The organism is Klebsiella sp. S69 (genome assembly GCF_016516145.1).
GTDB classification, from domain to species: Bacteria; Pseudomonadota; Gammaproteobacteria; order Enterobacterales; family Enterobacteriaceae; genus Klebsiella; species Klebsiella oxytoca.
In genome coordinates this window covers 58,568-74,368 of the sequence record NZ_JACVUU010000018.1, presented here as the reverse complement: position 1 = coordinate 74,368, position 15,801 = coordinate 58,568, and the positions used below count along the sequence as shown (strand labels likewise).

Genomic DNA, 15,801 nt, shown 5'->3' with positions numbered 1-15,801 from the left:
CGCGAGCCGGGTAAGATCGTATCCAGGAATATATCGTGAAACAGAGACTTATTTCAGCGGGCACGCTGGCGGCACTGCTGGTGCTGGTGGCGTTGCCGCTGCTCTTTATCGTCCTCCAGGCGATTTTTCCCCGGTTTAGCGCCGGCTCGCTGAGCGGCGCGTTTAGCGGCGTGTCAACACTGATTGCCGACCCGCAGCTGCCTACGATGCTCGGCAGTACCCTGTGGGTGGCCTGCGGCGTGGCGCTGATGAGCGTGGTCATCGGTCTACCGCTGGGCGTCGTGCGCGGATTGTTTACTATCCCGCTGCCGCGGCTGTGGGATCTGCTCTTTCTGATCCCCTTTCTGACGCCGCCCTATATTGCCGCGCTGTCGTGGATGCTGATGCTGCAAAGTCATGGCTATCTGCAGCAGCTGACCGGCTGGGATCTTAACGATCTGCTTTTTAGCCGCATCGGGATTGTGCTGGTGATGACGCTCAATATCTTTCCGGTGGTCTACTTTGCCGTCTCGCGCAGCCTGTTGGCCAGCGGTCAGCGGCTGGCGATTGTCGCCCGGGTGCACGGCGCCAGCGCCTGGCGGGCGTTCTGGCACATCACGCTGCCGATGCTTTCGCCGGCTCTGGCGGCGGGGATGCTTTTGGCGTTTACCCTGGCGATTGAGGAATACGGCGTTCCGGCGGCCCTCGGGTCGCGGGCGGGGCTGGTCATGCTGACCGTAGGCATCGAGAAAAAGCTTGCCGACTGGCCTGTCGATCTGCCCGGCGCATCGCTGCTGTCGCTGCTGCTGATCGCGGTGGCGCTGCTGGCCTGGTGGCTGCAAAAACGGCTGACTGGCGATAAAGAGGTCACCAGCGTCACCGGCAAGCCGGGAGAGAATAGCGGGGCGGAGCTGGGCTGGCTGGCGCTTCCGGCGGTGCTAGTGATGGCGGGCGTCGGTGGGCTGGCGGTGGTGCTGCCTGGCGCATCGATGGTGCTGACCAGCCTGATGAGCACGCTGTCGGGCGGTATTCATGTTGACAACGTTACCTTTCGCCATTTTGCCGCGCTGTTTGCTCAGCAGGGCGATGCGCTGTCGGCGCTGGCAACCAGCCTTTCGCTGGCGCTGGCTTCGGCTGGGGTTGTTGGGCTGGTGGGGCTGCTCGCCGCCTGGCTGGTTGTGGTGCAAAAAATCAAGGGGAGCGCGATAGTCGATGCCTTATCGCTGCTGCCGGCGGCGCTGCCGGGCGTGGTGGTAGGCGTCGGGTTGATTCTGTTGTGGAATCAGCCGTTCTGGCCGCTTTCCCCCTACAACAGCTGGTTTATGCTGCTGCTCTCCTACAGTTGTCTGCTGCTGCCCTGGCCGGTACGCTACGTCGGCAGCGCGCTGCGCCAGCTTGGCAATAATCTTGAGCCTGCGGCAAGGGTACATGGGGCGACGGCCCTGCAGGCGCTGCGTCTGATCGTTCTGCCGCTGGTCTTCCCGGCGCTGCTGGCGGCGATGCTGATGGTGTTCGCCGTCGCCTCCCGCGAGCTGGTAACTTCGCTGCTGCTCGCGCCAGCAGGAACGCAAACCGTCGCGGTGTTTATCTGGCGCCAGTTTGAGCAGGGCTCGGCGGGGCAGGGAATGGCAATGGCGTCGCTGACGCTGCTTACCGGTCTCGGGCTGATGCTCAGCGCACTGGCGCTGATGCAGCGAGGCACGCGCGGATAAATGCGATCGCACAAAATAGCTGGTCAGGCGGGAAAAACAGGCTATAAATGTCGGACACCGATTGCTGGAGGCATTGATGAGTCCCTTTTTAAGCGCCTATTTTTCTCGTCTGGGCTGGACGGGCACCCCGGGTGTTTCACTTAATACCCTTCGCGAATTGCATATTCACCATAACGGCGCGATCCCCTTTGAAAATCTGGATGTGCTGCTGCCAAGAGAGATACATCTCGACGATCGCACCCTGGAAGATAAGCTGATTCACGGTCGTCGCGGCGGTTACTGCTTCGAGCAAAACGGCCTGCTGGAGAGAGCGCTGCGCGAAATTGGTTTCAATGTGCGCAGCCTTCTGGGCCGCGTGGTGCTGGCCAATCCGCCGCATATGCCGCCGCGTACCCATCGGCTGCTGCTGGTGGACGTGGAGGGCGAACGCTGGATTGCTGACGTTGGTTTCGGCGGCCAGACCCTGACCGCGCCGATCAAGCTGCTGGCCGATGTGGAACAAGCGACCCCGCACGGTGAGTATCGCCTGATCTACGAAGGGGAAGAGTGGACCCTGCAGTTCAGCCATCACGGCCACTGGCAGTCGATGTACCATTTTGACTTAGGTCGCCAGTACGCTTCCGACTATGTGATGGGCAACTTCTGGTCAGCGCACTGGCCGCAGTCGCACTTCCGCCATCATCTGCTGATGTGCCGCCACTTACCGGATGGCGGCAAGATGACGCTGACCAATTTCCACTTTACCCATTGGGATAAAAACCATGTGGTCGAAAAGCGGGATTTAGCGGATGTTCCGGCGCTGTATGAAGCGCTGCAAACGCGTTTTGGCCTCGGCGTGGATGATGCCAAATATGGCTTCAGCGAAGCGGAACTGGCGGCAGTGATGGCGGCGTTTGATACCCATCCCGAGGCTGGTAAGTAAATACCATACAGGAACCGTTGGCTGGATAAGGGGTGGCTGTCAAACGTGGATGTTACCCGGCTTGCGCTACGCTTAGCCGGGCTACGGTTCACAGCCATCTGCGTTGATGTATCCCTGGTGAGGCGTTTACGCCGCGACCCGGGATGATTGCAGATTTTGCTCAGCGTCTTGAACGTACCACCTGGTAGCGGCGGGTGAAATATTCAAACGGCGCGCTCCAGACGTGAACCAGACGGGTGAACGGGAACAGCAGGAAAATCGTCATTCCCAGTACCAGATGTACGCGGAAAACAAAGGCGACACCGCTGAGCATTTCAGACGAGCCGCCGCGGAAGGTCACGATGCCTTGCGCCCAGCCAACCAGCTTCATCATTTCACTGCCGTCAGGATACTGCGCCGAAAAAGGAATCGTGCTCAGCCCGAGCAGGCACTGAATCAACAGAATGCTCATGATGATGATATCCGGGGTGGTCGAGGTCGCGCGAACGCGCTGGTTGGTCAAACGACGCCAGAGCAAACCGGCGCCGCCGATCAGCGTCAGGACGCCGCAGACGCCGCCGAGCACCATCGCCATCTGCTGCTTGACCGCAATCGGTAAAAACCAGGCATACATCCAGTGCGGCGTTAACATGCCGAACAGATGGCCAAAGAAAATGCCGAGTATGCCGATATGAAAAAGATTCGACCAGATCACCATCCCGCGTTTATCGAGCATCTGGCTGGAGGAGGCGCGCCAGGTGTACTGACCGTAGTCATAGCGCAGCCAGCTGCCGAGAAAAAAGACCGTCGCGCAGATGTAGGGGTAGATGTCGTAAAAAAAGACGTTCAGGTACTGTATCATTTCGGGCCTCCCGCGCTGACGTCGACGTACTGCGGCGCCACGTCCTGGCTAAAGCGTCGTTGATATTGCTGTAACGGTGAGCTGTCACAGGTTGTGGCGTTATCTTCGATAAATTTCACCTGCTCTTCTTCCCAGACCGCATCCAGCGCCTGCCGGGTATCATCACGGGACTCTTTGTTAACCTGCTGCGTGACGCTGTCACTTGAGAGGGGGCTCCCGGCGAGGCTCAGCAGGGCGTCAAACAGCGGGTACCACGCTACCTCGCGCTGCTTGAGCCGCCCGCCCAGCAGCGCCAGAATCGGCGCGACGTTTTGCAGCCCCTCACGCGCTTCGTTTTCCGGCAGGATGCTGAGGTATTCCAGATACAGCGGCAGATGGTCTGGAAGTTCGCGACAGTCGAGCTGTAGACCCGCTTTTTCATACTGAGCGAGCAGATCGACCATTGCCTGGCCGCGATCGCGGGACTCGGCGTGCACGTGTTCAAACAGCAGCAGCGACGTGGCGCGGCCCCGGTCGAACACTTCGCACCATTCGGCCTGCTTGTCCAGCAGCGGGGCATTCAGCATCTCAGCGGCGAAGTCGTTGAGCATGGGGGCGTCGTGCCGCACCATGGCCAGCACCTCCTCCTTGCACTGCCAAAGAAACTCATCCGGGTACTCCATCAGCAGGCCGATCGCTTTGAGGATTTGCATTATTCCCCCTCCGCTTTATCGCGTACTTCGGTGATGTTGATGGCATCGATACGGCTACTGTTGAACAGGTTGAATTTGGTGTCGGAGCCGTGGCAGCCGTCGCCAAAGGTAAAGCCGCAGCCGTTGCGCTCGGGGAAAGCGTCGCGCGCCATTTCGCGGTGGCTGGTCGGGATCACGAAACGGTCTTCATAGTTGGCGATCGCCAGATAGCGGTACATCTCCTCGACCTGTTCAACGCTTAAGCCCACTTCCTCGATGGCGCGGGTATCCGTGACGCCTTCCACCGTTTGCGAGCGCATGTAATGACGCATCGCCATCATGCGCTTCAGCGCGCGCAGCACCGGGCCGGTATCGCCCGCGCTGAGCATATTGGCGAGATACTGTACCGGAATACGCAGGCTTTCGATGGCCGGAAGCACGCCGTCGCTTTTCGGCAGGCCGCCGGCGTCGGCGTAGGACTGAATCGGCGACAGCGGCGGCACGTACCAGACCATTGGCAGGGTGCGGTATTCCGGATGCAGCGGCAGCGCCAGCTTCCAGTCCATCGCCATTTTGTACACCGGCGAGCGCTGGGCGGCATCAATCACGTTTTGTGGAATCCCCTGTTTCAGCGCTTCTTCAATCACCGCCGGGTCGTGGGGATTGAGGAACACCTCACACTGCCGCTCATAGAGATCGGTTTCGCGCTCGGTGCTGGCGGCCTCTTCAATGCGATCGGCGTCGTACAACAATACGCCGAGATAGCGGATACGCCCCACGCAGGTTTCCGAACAGACGGTGGGCTGGCCGGATTCGATACGCGGGTAGCAGAAGATGCATTTTTCCGATTTACCGCTTTTCCAGTTGAAGTAGATTTTTTTGTACGGGCAGCCGCTGATGCACAGACGCCAGCCGCGGCATTTATCCTGGTCGATCAGCACGATGCCGTCTTCTTCACGCTTGTAGATGGCGCCGCTCGGGCAGGTGGCGACGCAGCTCGGATTCAGGCAGTGCTCGCACAGGCGCGGCAGATACATCATGAAGGTGTTTTCAAACTGGCCGTACATCTCCTTCTGAATCTTGTCGAAGTTACGGTCGCGGGCGCGCTTTTCAAACTCGCCGCCGAGCAGCTCTTCCCAGTTGGGCCCCCAGATGATTTTATCCATCCGCTTACCATCGATAAGCGAGCGCGGACGGGCGGTGGGCAAATGTTTCCCCTCCGGCGCGTTGTGCAGGTGCTGATAATCAAAGGTAAAAGGCTCATAATAATCGTCGATTTGCGGTATCACCGGATTGGCGAAGATTTTGGTGATGACGCCCATTTTGCCGCCCAGACGCGGGCGTATTTTGCCATTAACGTCGCGCACCCAGCCGCCTTCCCACACCTCCTGGTCTTCCCAGTTTTTTGGATAACCGATGCCCGGTTTGGTTTCGACGTTGTTAAACCAGGCGTATTCCATTCCTTCACGTCCGGTCCAGACGTTTTTACAGGTGACGGAACAGGTGTGGCAGCCGATGCATTTATCAAGATTGAGAACCATGCCGACCTGTGAGCGTATTTTCATTTTTTCGCCTCCTGTATCCCGTCGCGACCTTCGTCATCCAGCCAGTCAATATTTTTCATTTTGCGGATCATGATGAACTCATCGCGATTGGAGCCGACGGTTCCGTAATAGTTGAAACCGTAAGCCAGCTGGGCGTAGCCGCCAATCATATGGGTCGGTTTCGGGCACACGCGGGTCACCGAGTTATGGATCCCGCCGCGCCGTCCGGTGACTTCCGAGCCCGGAATATTCATCAGACGCTCCTGCGCGTGGTACATCATGGTCATCCCCGGCGGTACGCGCTGGCTGACCACCGCGCGAGCGGTGAGCGCGCCGTTGGCGTTGAAGGCCTCGATCCAGTCGTTATCTTCAATCCCCAGTTCGCGAGCATCGGTTTCGCTGATCCACACGATCGGCCCGCCGCGCGACAGAGTTAGCATCAGCAGGTTTTCGCTGTAGGTGGAGTGAATGCCCCATTTCTGGTGCGGCGTCAGAAAGTTGAGCGCTTTTTCAGGAAAGCCGTTAGGCGGGATCGCTTTCATCTGGCTGACGCTGCGGGTGTCAATGGGCGGACGATAGACCACCAGGCTTTCGCCAAAGGCGCGCATCCAGGGGTGATCCTGATAGAGCTGCTGGCGGCCGGAAAGGGTGCGCCAGGGGATCAGCTCGTGGACGTTGGTATAGCCGGCGTTGTACGACACATGCTCGCTCTCGAGGCCGGACCAGGTCGGGCTGGAGATAATTTTGCGCGGCTGGGCCTGAATGTCGCGGAAGCGGATTTTTTCATCCTCTTTATTCAGCGCCAGGTGCGTGTGCTCGCGGCCGGTAAATTCGCCGAGCGCTTGCCAGGCTTTGACCGCCACCTGACCATTGGTTTCCGGGGCGAGGGCGAGGATCACTTCCGAGGCGTCGATGGCGGTGTCGATGCGCGGGCGGCCTTTAGCCGGGCCATCCAGCTTGACGTAGTTGAGCTTGCCGAGGAAATCGACCTCGTTCTGGGTGTTCCAGGTGATGCCTTTACCGCCGTTGCCGAGTTTGTCGAGCAGCGGGCCGAGGGAGGTAAAGCGCTCATAGGTCGCTGGATAATCGCGCTCAACCACGGCAATCGACGGCGCGGTTTTACCCGGCGTCAGCTCGCATTCGCCTTTCCGCCAGTCCAGCACGTCAAAGGGCTGAGAGAGTTCCGCCGGGGAGTCATGCTGCAGTGGCACCAGTACCACGTCGGTCTCTTTATCGAGGTGGCCGACGCAGACTTCAGAGAAGGTTCTGGCGATATCTTTGTAAATTTCCCAGTCGCTTTTCGCCTCCCACGCCGGGTCAACGGCGGCGGAGAGCGGGTGAATAAAGGGATGCATATCCGAGGTGTTCATATCGTCTTTTTCGTACCAGGTGGCGGTTGGCAGAACGATATCGGAGAACAGACAGGTGCTGGACATGCGAAAGTCGAGCGTCACCAGCAGGTCGAGTTTGCCCTCAATGGCCGCGGTTTGCCACTCCACCTCTTCCGGCTTCACCTCATCGGTAGCCCCCAGCTCTTCGCCCTGAATACCGCTGTCGGTCCCCAGCAGGTATTTGAGCATATACTCATGGCCCTTGCCGGAAGAGCCCAGCAGGTTTGAGCGCCAGATAAACAGATTACGCGGATGGTTTTTGCCGTTATCCGGCTGTTCGCAGGCGAAGCGGATCTCGCCGGACTTCAGCGCCCGGGCGGTGTAGTCGGCGGGGGTCAGTCCGGCTGCGGCGGCCTGCGCCTTGATGGTCAGTGGGTTAACCCCCAACTGCGGCGCGGAAGGCAGCCAGCCCATGCGCTCGGCGCGAACGTTAAAATCGATCAGATGGCCGCTGAATTGGCTGGCGTCGGACAGCGGCGACAGCAGCTCCCGGGCGGTTAGCTTTTCATAGCGCCACTGGCTGGCGTGATTGTAAAAAAAGGAGGTGCTGTTCATCTGGCGCGGCGGACGATTCCAGTCCAGCGCGAACGCCAGCGGCAGCCAGCCGGTTTGCGGACGCAGTTTCTCCTGGCCGACATAGTGCGACCAGCCGCCGCCGCTCTGGCCGACGCAGCCGCAGAACACCAGCATATTGATCATCCCACGGTAGTTCATATCCATGTGGTACCAGTGGTTGACGCCGGCGCCGAGGATAATCATCGATCGTCCGTGGGTTTTATGCGCGGTATCGGCGAACTCGCGGGCGATCTGCTCGATGTGCTGGCGCGGGACGCCGGTGATCTGTTCGGCCCACGCCGGGGTATAGGCTTTCATTTCGCCAAAGTCCCTGGCGGCGTTGGGGTCGTCTAAACCGCGATCGAGCCCGTAGTTAGCGAGGATGAGATCATAAACGCTGACCACCAGTCCCGTTTCGCCATTGGCCAGCGGGAGCTGCTTAACCGGCAGCTGATGCAGCGTCACCGGATCCTGCTTGATGCTGCGAAAGTGCGGGTTTTCGTTGCCGCCGAAGTAGGGGAAACCCACCGTCACCACGTCGTCACGGCTATCCAGCAGCGATAGTTTGAGTTCAATGGTTTGCCCGGCGGCCTGCTGTTCGAGGTTCCACTTGCCTTTCTCTCCCCAGCGGAAGCCAATCGAACCGTTTGGCGCCACCAGTTCACCTGCGCTGTTGTACGCGACGGTTTTCCACTCCGGGTTGTTGCTTTCGCCCAAATCGTCGACCAGATCGGCGGCGCGGACCATCCTGCCGGGAACGTAGAAACCCTCCTCGCGGCGCTCAAGCATCACCAGCATCGGCATATCGGTATAGGTGCGACAGTAGTTGAGGAAATAGTCGCTGGGATTATCAAGGTGAAACGTTTTGAGGATCACATGGCCCATTGCCATCGCCAGCGCGCTGTCGGTGCCCTGTTTCGGCGCCAGCCACTGATCGCTGAGTTTGGCAACTTCCGAAAAATCCGGAGTAATCGCGATGGTTTTGGTGCCCTTATAGCGCACTTCGGTAAAAAAGTGGGCGTCCGGCGTTCGGGTCTGTGGGACGTTTGAGCCCCAGGCGATGATATAGCTTGAGTTATACCAGTCGGCGGATTCAGGGACATCGGTTTGCTCACCCCAGGTCATCGGCGAGGCGGGGGGAAGGTCGCAGTACCAGTCGTAGAAGCTCAGACAGGTGCCGCCAAGTAGCGACAGATAGCGGGTACCCGCGGCGTAAGAGACCATCGACATCGCCGGGATCGGCGAAAAGCCCGCCACCCGGTCCGGCCCGTAGTTTTTGATGGTCCAGACGTTGGCGGCGGCAATCAGCTGATTCAGCTCTTTCCAGCTTGAGCGGATAAACCCGCCTTTGCCGCGTACCTGCTTGTAGCTGAGGGTTTTAACCGGGTCCTGCATAATGCTATCCCACGCCTGCACCGGATCGGCGTGCTGAGCCAGCGCTTCGCGCCACAGCGCAATCAGCCGCTTGCGCACCAGCGGATACTTCAGACGGTTGGCGCTGTAAAGGTACCAGGAGTAGCTCGCGCCGCGCGGGCAGCCGCGGGGTTCGTGGTTGGGCAGATCCGGGCGGGTTCGCGGGTAGTCTGTTTGCTGGGTTTCCCAGGTGACCAGACCGTTTTTGACGTAAATCTTCCAGCTGCATGAGCCCGTACAGTTCACGCCGTGGGTTGAGCGGACGATTTTGTCGAACTGCCAGCGCTGCCGATAGCTGTCTTCCCAGTCGCGGTTGGTGTTGTATACCTGGCCGTGACCGTTGGCAAAGCTCTCGCCTTTTTGTTTAAAGTAGCGAAAGCGATCCAGTAGTTTACTCATGACATTTCTCCTGCTCCAATAATGTCCGGCCTTACAAGACCGCACTATCCTGTAGGCCAGATAAGGCTTCAGCCGCCATCCGGCAAAGATGTCGTTATTTTTTTACCGGTTTACGACGGCCGTAGACCAGCCAGGTCACCAGCACACAAACCACGTAGAAAACAAAGAAGACCTTCATTGCCCCGACAGGTGAGCCGGTCAGCGCCAGCGAGGTGCCGAAGGCTTTAGGGATAAAGAAGCCGCCAATGGCGCCGATTGCGGAGATAAAACCGAGCGCCGCCGCGGTGTCGGTCACCGCTTCGTGCTGAGCCTGTTCATCGCTGCCGCCGCGCTTCTTCACGCTGTCGATAGTTATCTGGCGGAAGATCACGGCGATCATCTGGAAGGTGGAACCGCTGCCGAGACCGGCGGTAAGGAACAGTCCCATAAACACCACGTAAAAGGCGAGAAAGCTGCCGGAGCCGGTGCCGGGCAGGGTGAGGAACAGCAGGCCGGTGAACAGCGCCATTAAGATAAAATTGATCAACGTGACCCGCACGCCGCCGAGACGGTCGGAAATAATGCCGCCAAATGACCGCGCCAGCGCGCCGATAAACGGCCCGAAGAAAGCCAGCTTCAGAATATTCACGTCGGGGAATTGCGTTTTCGCCAGCATGGCAAAACCGGCGGAGAAGCCGATAAACGAGCCAAAGGTGGCAAGGTAGAGCAGGCTTAACAGCCACATATGCGGGCGCTTCAGTACCGGCAGCTGCTCGCGAATGGAGGCCTTCGAGCTGGCGATATCGTTCATTCCCACCCAGGCTGCGAAGGTGGCGATCGCCAGCAGCGGTACCCAGACGAGCGCGGCGTTGCTAAGCGCGAGAAGAGATCCATCCTCCTGAGGCACCCCATGAACACCGAGAAAAGCAAAGATGGGCAGAAAAATCACCGCCGGCGCGATCATCTGCATCACGCTGACGCCGAGGTTGCCGAGCCCACCGTTAATCCCCAGTGCGCTACCCTGTTTGGCTTTGGGGAAGAAAAAACTGATATTTCCCATGCTCGAAGCAAAGTTCGCTCCGGCAAAACCGCACAGTAAGGCAATAATGATAAATACCCAAAACGGGGTAGCGGTATTTTGCACGGCAATTCCCAGCCAGATGCAGGGAACCACCAGAATAATCGTACTTAATACCGTCCAGTAGCGCCCGCCAAATATGGGTACCATAAAGGAGTAGGGTACGCGTAATATCGCGCCGGAAAGCGAAGGCAGAGCGGTTAATAAAAAGAGTTGATCGGTAGTGAAATTAAAACCGATTTTATTGAGGTTGACCGCGACGGCGCTAAATAACATCCAGACGCAAAAGGCGAGTAGCAGACAAGCTACGGAAATGCAAAGATTTCTGCGGGCTATTTTCTTTCCCTTATTTTCCCAGAATGCCGCGTTTTCAGGTTTCCACTCGCTTAAAAGATAATGATTCTTTTTCTCATTTTTGCTCAGCATATTGCCCTCGAATGAACATTTACCAGTCAAAAAGAATAAAGATGTAAAACAGTCAATTAATATAAAAGAATGAAAGAAGGGGCCGAACGATGTGTTAGTTGTAATGAATGAAGAATAGATAAGAAAAGCGCGTCGGCAGTCGACGCGCGGAGAATAGAGGGGGATTATTTGTTACAAAGTGTAACCTGAGTCAGAACAGTTCCATCGAAATAAAATAATTGATATGCCGGTTAAAGGTGGCGTCATCTATTTCCTCCATACCCAGCGCGTAAATACCATCCAGGCCACATACCAGCGCAATGAGCCGCCAGGCAATACTTTCCGCATGGTCTTTTGGCGTAAACTCACCTGCTTCGGTTCCGCGCTGAATAATTTTCAGCGTCTCTTCATGCCACATACTCATCGTCAGCAAATATGCGCCTTTGATATCGCTATCGCTGTCGGCCAGCAGCTGCGCTTCGCGCCATAAACGAATATAGGGCTCAAGCTTGCCATCGTCGCTGCCCACCATGGAAAACAGGCGTTCCCGCCACGTGGCGTCGTCAGCGACCAGCGGCATGTCCAGCATTTCACGGATAAGGCGTACAAAGGTATGGGCTTTCAGCTCGCCTGCTGAAGTGAAATGGTGGTGCAGTTGACCGGCGGAGACGCCGGCTTCGGCGGCAATCTGGCGCACGGTCATGGCGCTGAATCCGCCTCTAAGCGCTACGCGCATGGCTGCCAGTACAATAACTTCCCGTCGCGCATCGCGATTTAAGTAGCTCATAACGCCTGGTGACCCCCGTTTTTGGTCGATAGTAACAAAAAGTTGGACACTCGTTCAACATTGGGGCAGGATCGCCGTCCTGGACACTTGTCCAATTTTCAACTTTGAGGAAAGGTAGTATGTCTCGGCAATGGTTGACGCTGATGGCGATTTTGCTGGTTTATATTCCGGTGGCGATTGATGCCACCGTTCTGCACGTGGCCGCGCCAACGCTTAGCGTAGCGCTGGGGACCAGCGGCAATGAGCTATTGTGGATTATTGACATTTACTCGTTGGTGATGGCCGGCATGGTGCTGCCGATGGGCGCGCTGGGCGATAAAATAGGCTTTAAACGCCTGCTACTGCTCGGCAGCGCTATTTTTGGCGCCGCCTCGCTGGCGGCGGCGTTTTCGCCGACGGCCGAAACGCTGATTGCGTCCCGTGCGCTACTGGCGGTAGGGGCAGCGATGATCGTCCCGGCGACGCTCGCCGGTATTCGCAGCACTTTTGCGCTGGCGCAACAGCGTAATATGGCCCTTGGCCTGTGGGCGGCGGTGGGTTCCGGCGGGGCGGCCTTTGGCCCACTGATCGGCGGCATGCTGCTGGAACATTTTTACTGGGGCTCGGTTTTCCTGATCAACGTGCCGATCGTGCTGCTGGTGATAGCGATTAACGCCAAAGTGGTGCCGCGTCAGCCCGCACGACGGGAACAGCCGCTGAATCTATTCCAGGCGCTAATCCTGATCGCCGCCATATTGATGCTGGTATTCAGTGCTAAAACGGCGCTTAAAGGGCAAATGGCGCTGTGGTTAACCGGGCTGGTGGCGGTTGCTGGCGCCGGTATGCTGTTCTGGTTCGTGCGCAAGCAGCTTATGGCGACGCGGCCCATGGTCGATATGCGACTGTTTACCCATCGCATTATTTTAAGCGGTGTGATGATGGCGATGACGGCGCTGATCACGCTGGTGGGCTTTGAACTTCTGATGGCGCAGGAGCTGCAGTTCGTGCATAGCAAAACGCCATTTGAGGCCGGGCTGTTTATGCTGCCGGTGATGGTGGCCAGCGGTTTTAGCGGGCCGATTGCCGGCATGTTGGTTTCGCGCCTGGGGCTGCGCGAGGTGGCAACCGGGGGAATGCTGCTCAGCGCGCTGAGCTTCCTCGGCCTGTCGATGACCGATTTCAGCACCCAGCAGTGGTTGGCCTGGGGACTGATGACGCTGCTGGGCTTTAGCGTCGCCAGCGCGCTGCTGGCTTCCAGCTCTGCCATTATGGCCGCAGCGCCGAAGGAGAAAGCGGCGGCGGCGGGGGCCATCGAAACTATGGCCTACGAGCTGGGGGCTGGTCTGGGCATCGCCCTGTTCGGTCTGATATTGACTCGCAGCTACACCTCATCGATTGTTTTGCCGTCGGGCGTTGACGGCGCAGCGGCGGAGCAGGCGTCCTCCTCCATCAGCGAGGCGATTAAGCTGGCGCAGTCGATGCCGGCTATTCCAGCGCAAAACCTGCTCGAAGCGGCGAAGGCAGCGTTTATTCATTCGCACAGTATCGTGCTGGCGACGGCCGGTGTCCTGCTTCTGCTGCTGGCGGCTGGTATCTGGCGCAGTCTGGCCAGGGCGCCGGAGCTGAATTAACCCTTACAGCTGAAGAGAAAGCGCCATCGCCGCCCGCCGTAGCGGGGCGAGGGCTTTCTCTTTCAGCGCGGCGGCGTTGGTATAGCCTGCCGGAACGCCAACATTAAGCGCCGCCACCACCTGACCGCTGCGGGAAAGCAGCGGTACCGCCAGCGAACATAATCCCACCTCAATTTGCCGGTCAGCGAGCGCGTAGCCCTGCATACGCACTCTGGCGATTTCCTGCCGTAAACCCGGCAGATCGCATAGCGTATACGGGGTATAGCGGATCAAGCTGGCTCGTGACAATGTCACTTCAAGCTGTTCTTCCGGCAACGCGCTAAGCAGCACGCGTCCCATCGACGTGGCCCACGCAGGCAGACGGCTACCGCGGCCGATATCTACGCTGAGCAGGTTATTCACCGCCGCTCTGGCAATATACAGGACGTTATCGCCGTCCAGCGTGGCGGCGGAGCAGGATTCTCCGAGGTTTTTACCCAGATTATCCAGGGCGCTCTGCGCGACTTTCGCCAGCGGCGTTCCGGCCAGGTAAGCATGACCCACCGCCAGCACGCGGGGGAGTAGCTCATAGCTGCGGCCATCCGGGCTATGCACCATACCCAGCGCGGCGAGGGTATAGAGGCAGCGGCGCACAGCCGCGCGGGAGATTTGCGTTTTTTGGCTAAGCTGGGAAATGGTCAGGCGCTGCCGCTGCGGGGTAAACGCGTTAAGGACTTCCAGCCCGCGCGCCAGGGACAGCATAAAGTTAGGGTCGTGTTCAGACTGGCGGACGCTGAGAGTATCTGGTTTATTTTCGCTCATATACCCCTCTTTTACTGAAGATAAAGGTTCATGGGGCATCACTATATCGCGGGTGAAAAACGCGGCGATTCCTTGTGCTGTTTTTACCATGTCGATCACATTATTAACCCCAATTTAACAACCGCGTCGATAATCGCACAACATTTCGATTATCGCCGTTGACCGTCCCGACCGTGCAGACCTATTGTCAACAGAATCGTTACCCCACGTTATGAACAGGGGGATGAAAAGTTATGTATTTCATCACCAGGAAAAAAAGATGACCGCGACCATTGAACGTATTGAAAGCTGGCTGGTAGATATCCCGACCATTCGACCGCACAAACTCTCCATGACCACGATGGGCTGTCAGACGCTGGCGATCGTCCGCATAACCCGTTCGGACGGGATTTGCGGTATTGGCGAAGCCACCACCATCGGTGGATTGAGCTACGGCGTGGAGAGCCCGGAAGCTATCGTTTCGGCAATTAACCATTACCTGATGCCGCTGCTGAAGGGCCAGCCTGCCGATAATCTCAATTCCCTGACCGCGCGAATGAACGGCGCGGTTAAAGGCAACACCTTTGCCAAATCGGCGATCGAAACCGCGCTGCTGGACGCGCAGGGAAAGGCGCTTGGCCTGCCGGTTTCCGCGCTGCTTGGCGGCGCGCTGACGACCTCGCTGCCGGTTCTCTGGACGCTGGCGAGCGGCGACACCGAGAAAGATATTGCCGAGGGGGAAAGGCTACTCGCGGAGCGTCGCCATCGGGCCTTTAAGCTAAAAATCGGCGCGCGCGAGCTGGCGACTGACCTGCGCCATACCCGCGCGATTGTTGAAGCCCTGGGCGATCGGGCCAGCATCCGCGTCGACGTGAATCAGGCGTGGGAAGCCACCGTCGCGGCAAAGGGCTGCCGCGAGCTGGCGGCGATGGGGGTCGATTTGATTGAACAGCCAGTTAGCGCTCAGGATAACACTACGCTGGTGCGCCTCAGCCATCACATCGGCACGGCTATTCTGGCCGATGAAGCGGTAGCGACCCATTACGAAGGCTATCGCCTGGCGCAGCAGGGATTCAGCGGGGCCTATGCGCTGAAGATTGCCAAAGCGGGCGGGCCAAACAGCGTGCTGGCGCTGGCGAAGGTGGCGCAAGCGGCGGGAATTGGGCTTTACGGCGGCACGATGCTTGAGGGGACCGTTGGCACCCTGGCCTCGCTGCACGCCTGGTCGACGCTCCCCCTACAGTGGGGCAGCGAGATGTTTGGCCCGTTATTGCTGAAGGACGATATTGTCAGCGTGCCGCTCACGTTCGCCGAAGGCGAAGTGACGCTACCGCAAACGCCGGGTCTTGGCGCTGAACTGGATGAAGACAAACTGCGCTTCTATAGCCGCAAAGGATAATGGAGGATTTTTATGCTATTTAAAGTCGATATGACCGTGAATATTCCGCTGGGGTTTCCTGCCGACGAAATTGAGGAAATTAAGCAGCGAGAAAAAAAGTATTCACAACAACTTCAGCGTGAAGGTAAATGGCGACATATCTGGCGCGTCGCCGGACTTTACGCCAATGTCAGTATTTTCGATGTAAAAGATGCTGAAGAGCTGCATCAAATTTTAATGGCTCTACCATTATATCCCTTTATGCAAATTCGCGTGGAGGCGCTCTGTCGTCATCCCTCCTCGATTCGCGAAGACGACCGTTAATAAAAATAATAACTAACCTCGCGCCGAAACTAT

The 15,801-nt window shown here is 58.1% G+C and carries 12 protein-coding genes; 5 read left to right on the top strand and 7 right to left on the bottom strand.

Annotation, left to right across the window (positions count from 1 at the left end):
- The first annotated feature begins 35 nt into the window (after nt 1-35).
- Entirely contained in the window at nt 36-1,691 is a 1,656-nt protein-coding gene (locus IAE27_RS18035; protein WP_070557576.1) for an ABC transporter permease, read from the top strand.
- Between the two features lie 76 nt (nt 1,692-1,767).
- On the top strand, nt 1,768-2,613 hold the full coding sequence (nhoA, locus tag IAE27_RS18030; protein ID WP_004112839.1) for an N-hydroxyarylamine O-acetyltransferase: 846 nt from the start codon (nt 1,768-1,770) through the stop codon (nt 2,611-2,613).
- 160 nt (nt 2,614-2,773) lie between these two features.
- On the opposite strand, the gene narI is transcribed toward nhoA, so the two are convergent.
- The 6 genes from narI to IAE27_RS18000 all read right to left on the bottom strand — a co-directional run bounded on the left by narI (nt 2,774) and on the right by IAE27_RS18000 (nt 11,676).
- Nucleotides 2,774-3,454, bottom strand: coding sequence for a respiratory nitrate reductase subunit gamma (gene narI, locus IAE27_RS18025; protein ID WP_004101901.1), 681 nt, complete (start codon nt 3,452-3,454; stop codon nt 2,774-2,776).
- On the bottom strand, nt 3,451-4,146 hold the full coding sequence (narW, locus tag IAE27_RS18020; protein WP_108703785.1) for a nitrate reductase molybdenum cofactor assembly chaperone: 696 nt from the start codon (nt 4,144-4,146) through the stop codon (nt 3,451-3,453). The genes narI and narW overlap by 4 nt, the downstream gene beginning before the upstream one ends.
- Nucleotides 4,146-5,690: a nitrate reductase subunit beta gene (narH, locus tag IAE27_RS18015; RefSeq protein WP_004101903.1), complete on the bottom strand. Its 1,545-nt coding sequence runs from the start codon at nt 5,688-5,690 to the stop codon at nt 4,146-4,148. The genes narW and narH overlap by 1 nt, the downstream gene beginning before the upstream one ends.
- Entirely contained in the window at nt 5,687-9,427 is a 3,741-nt protein-coding gene (locus tag IAE27_RS18010; protein WP_200092757.1) for a nitrate reductase subunit alpha, read from the bottom strand. Before IAE27_RS18010 ends, narH begins: the two co-directional genes overlap by 4 nt.
- A gap of 94 nt (nt 9,428-9,521) precedes the next feature.
- Entirely contained in the window at nt 9,522-10,910 is a 1,389-nt protein-coding gene (locus IAE27_RS18005) for a NarK family nitrate/nitrite MFS transporter (protein ID WP_023329658.1), read from the bottom strand.
- Nucleotides 10,911-11,100: 190 nt separating this feature from the next.
- The gene (locus IAE27_RS18000) at nt 11,101-11,676 is read right to left on the bottom strand and encodes a TetR family transcriptional regulator (RefSeq protein ID WP_004101906.1); all 576 of its coding nucleotides are present in this window, start codon (nt 11,674-11,676) and stop codon (nt 11,101-11,103) included.
- 119 nt (nt 11,677-11,795) lie between these two features.
- Here IAE27_RS18000 and IAE27_RS17995 point away from each other — a divergent pair, with 119 nt between their 5' ends.
- On the top strand, nt 11,796-13,286 hold the full coding sequence (locus IAE27_RS17995) for an MFS transporter (RefSeq protein WP_004112851.1): 1,491 nt from the start codon (nt 11,796-11,798) through the stop codon (nt 13,284-13,286).
- A gap of 3 nt (nt 13,287-13,289) precedes the next feature.
- Here IAE27_RS17995 and IAE27_RS17990 read toward each other — a convergent pair whose 3' ends face one another.
- On the bottom strand, nt 13,290-14,177 hold the full coding sequence (locus IAE27_RS17990) for an IclR family transcriptional regulator C-terminal domain-containing protein (protein WP_162556072.1): 888 nt from the start codon (nt 14,175-14,177) through the stop codon (nt 13,290-13,292).
- A gap of 121 nt (nt 14,178-14,298) precedes the next feature.
- Between IAE27_RS17990 and IAE27_RS17985 the strand changes: the two genes are divergently transcribed.
- Together IAE27_RS17985 and catC are read left to right on the top strand one after the other, a co-directional pair.
- On the top strand, nt 14,299-15,465 hold the full coding sequence (locus tag IAE27_RS17985; RefSeq protein ID WP_162680301.1) for a muconate cycloisomerase family protein: 1,167 nt from the start codon (nt 14,299-14,301) through the stop codon (nt 15,463-15,465).
- 12 nt (nt 15,466-15,477) lie between these two features.
- Complete coding sequence (gene catC / locus IAE27_RS17980) at nt 15,478-15,768, top strand: muconolactone Delta-isomerase (protein ID WP_004101911.1); 291 nt, start codon at nt 15,478-15,480, stop codon at nt 15,766-15,768.
- The last annotated feature ends 33 nt before the right edge of the window (nt 15,769-15,801 follow it).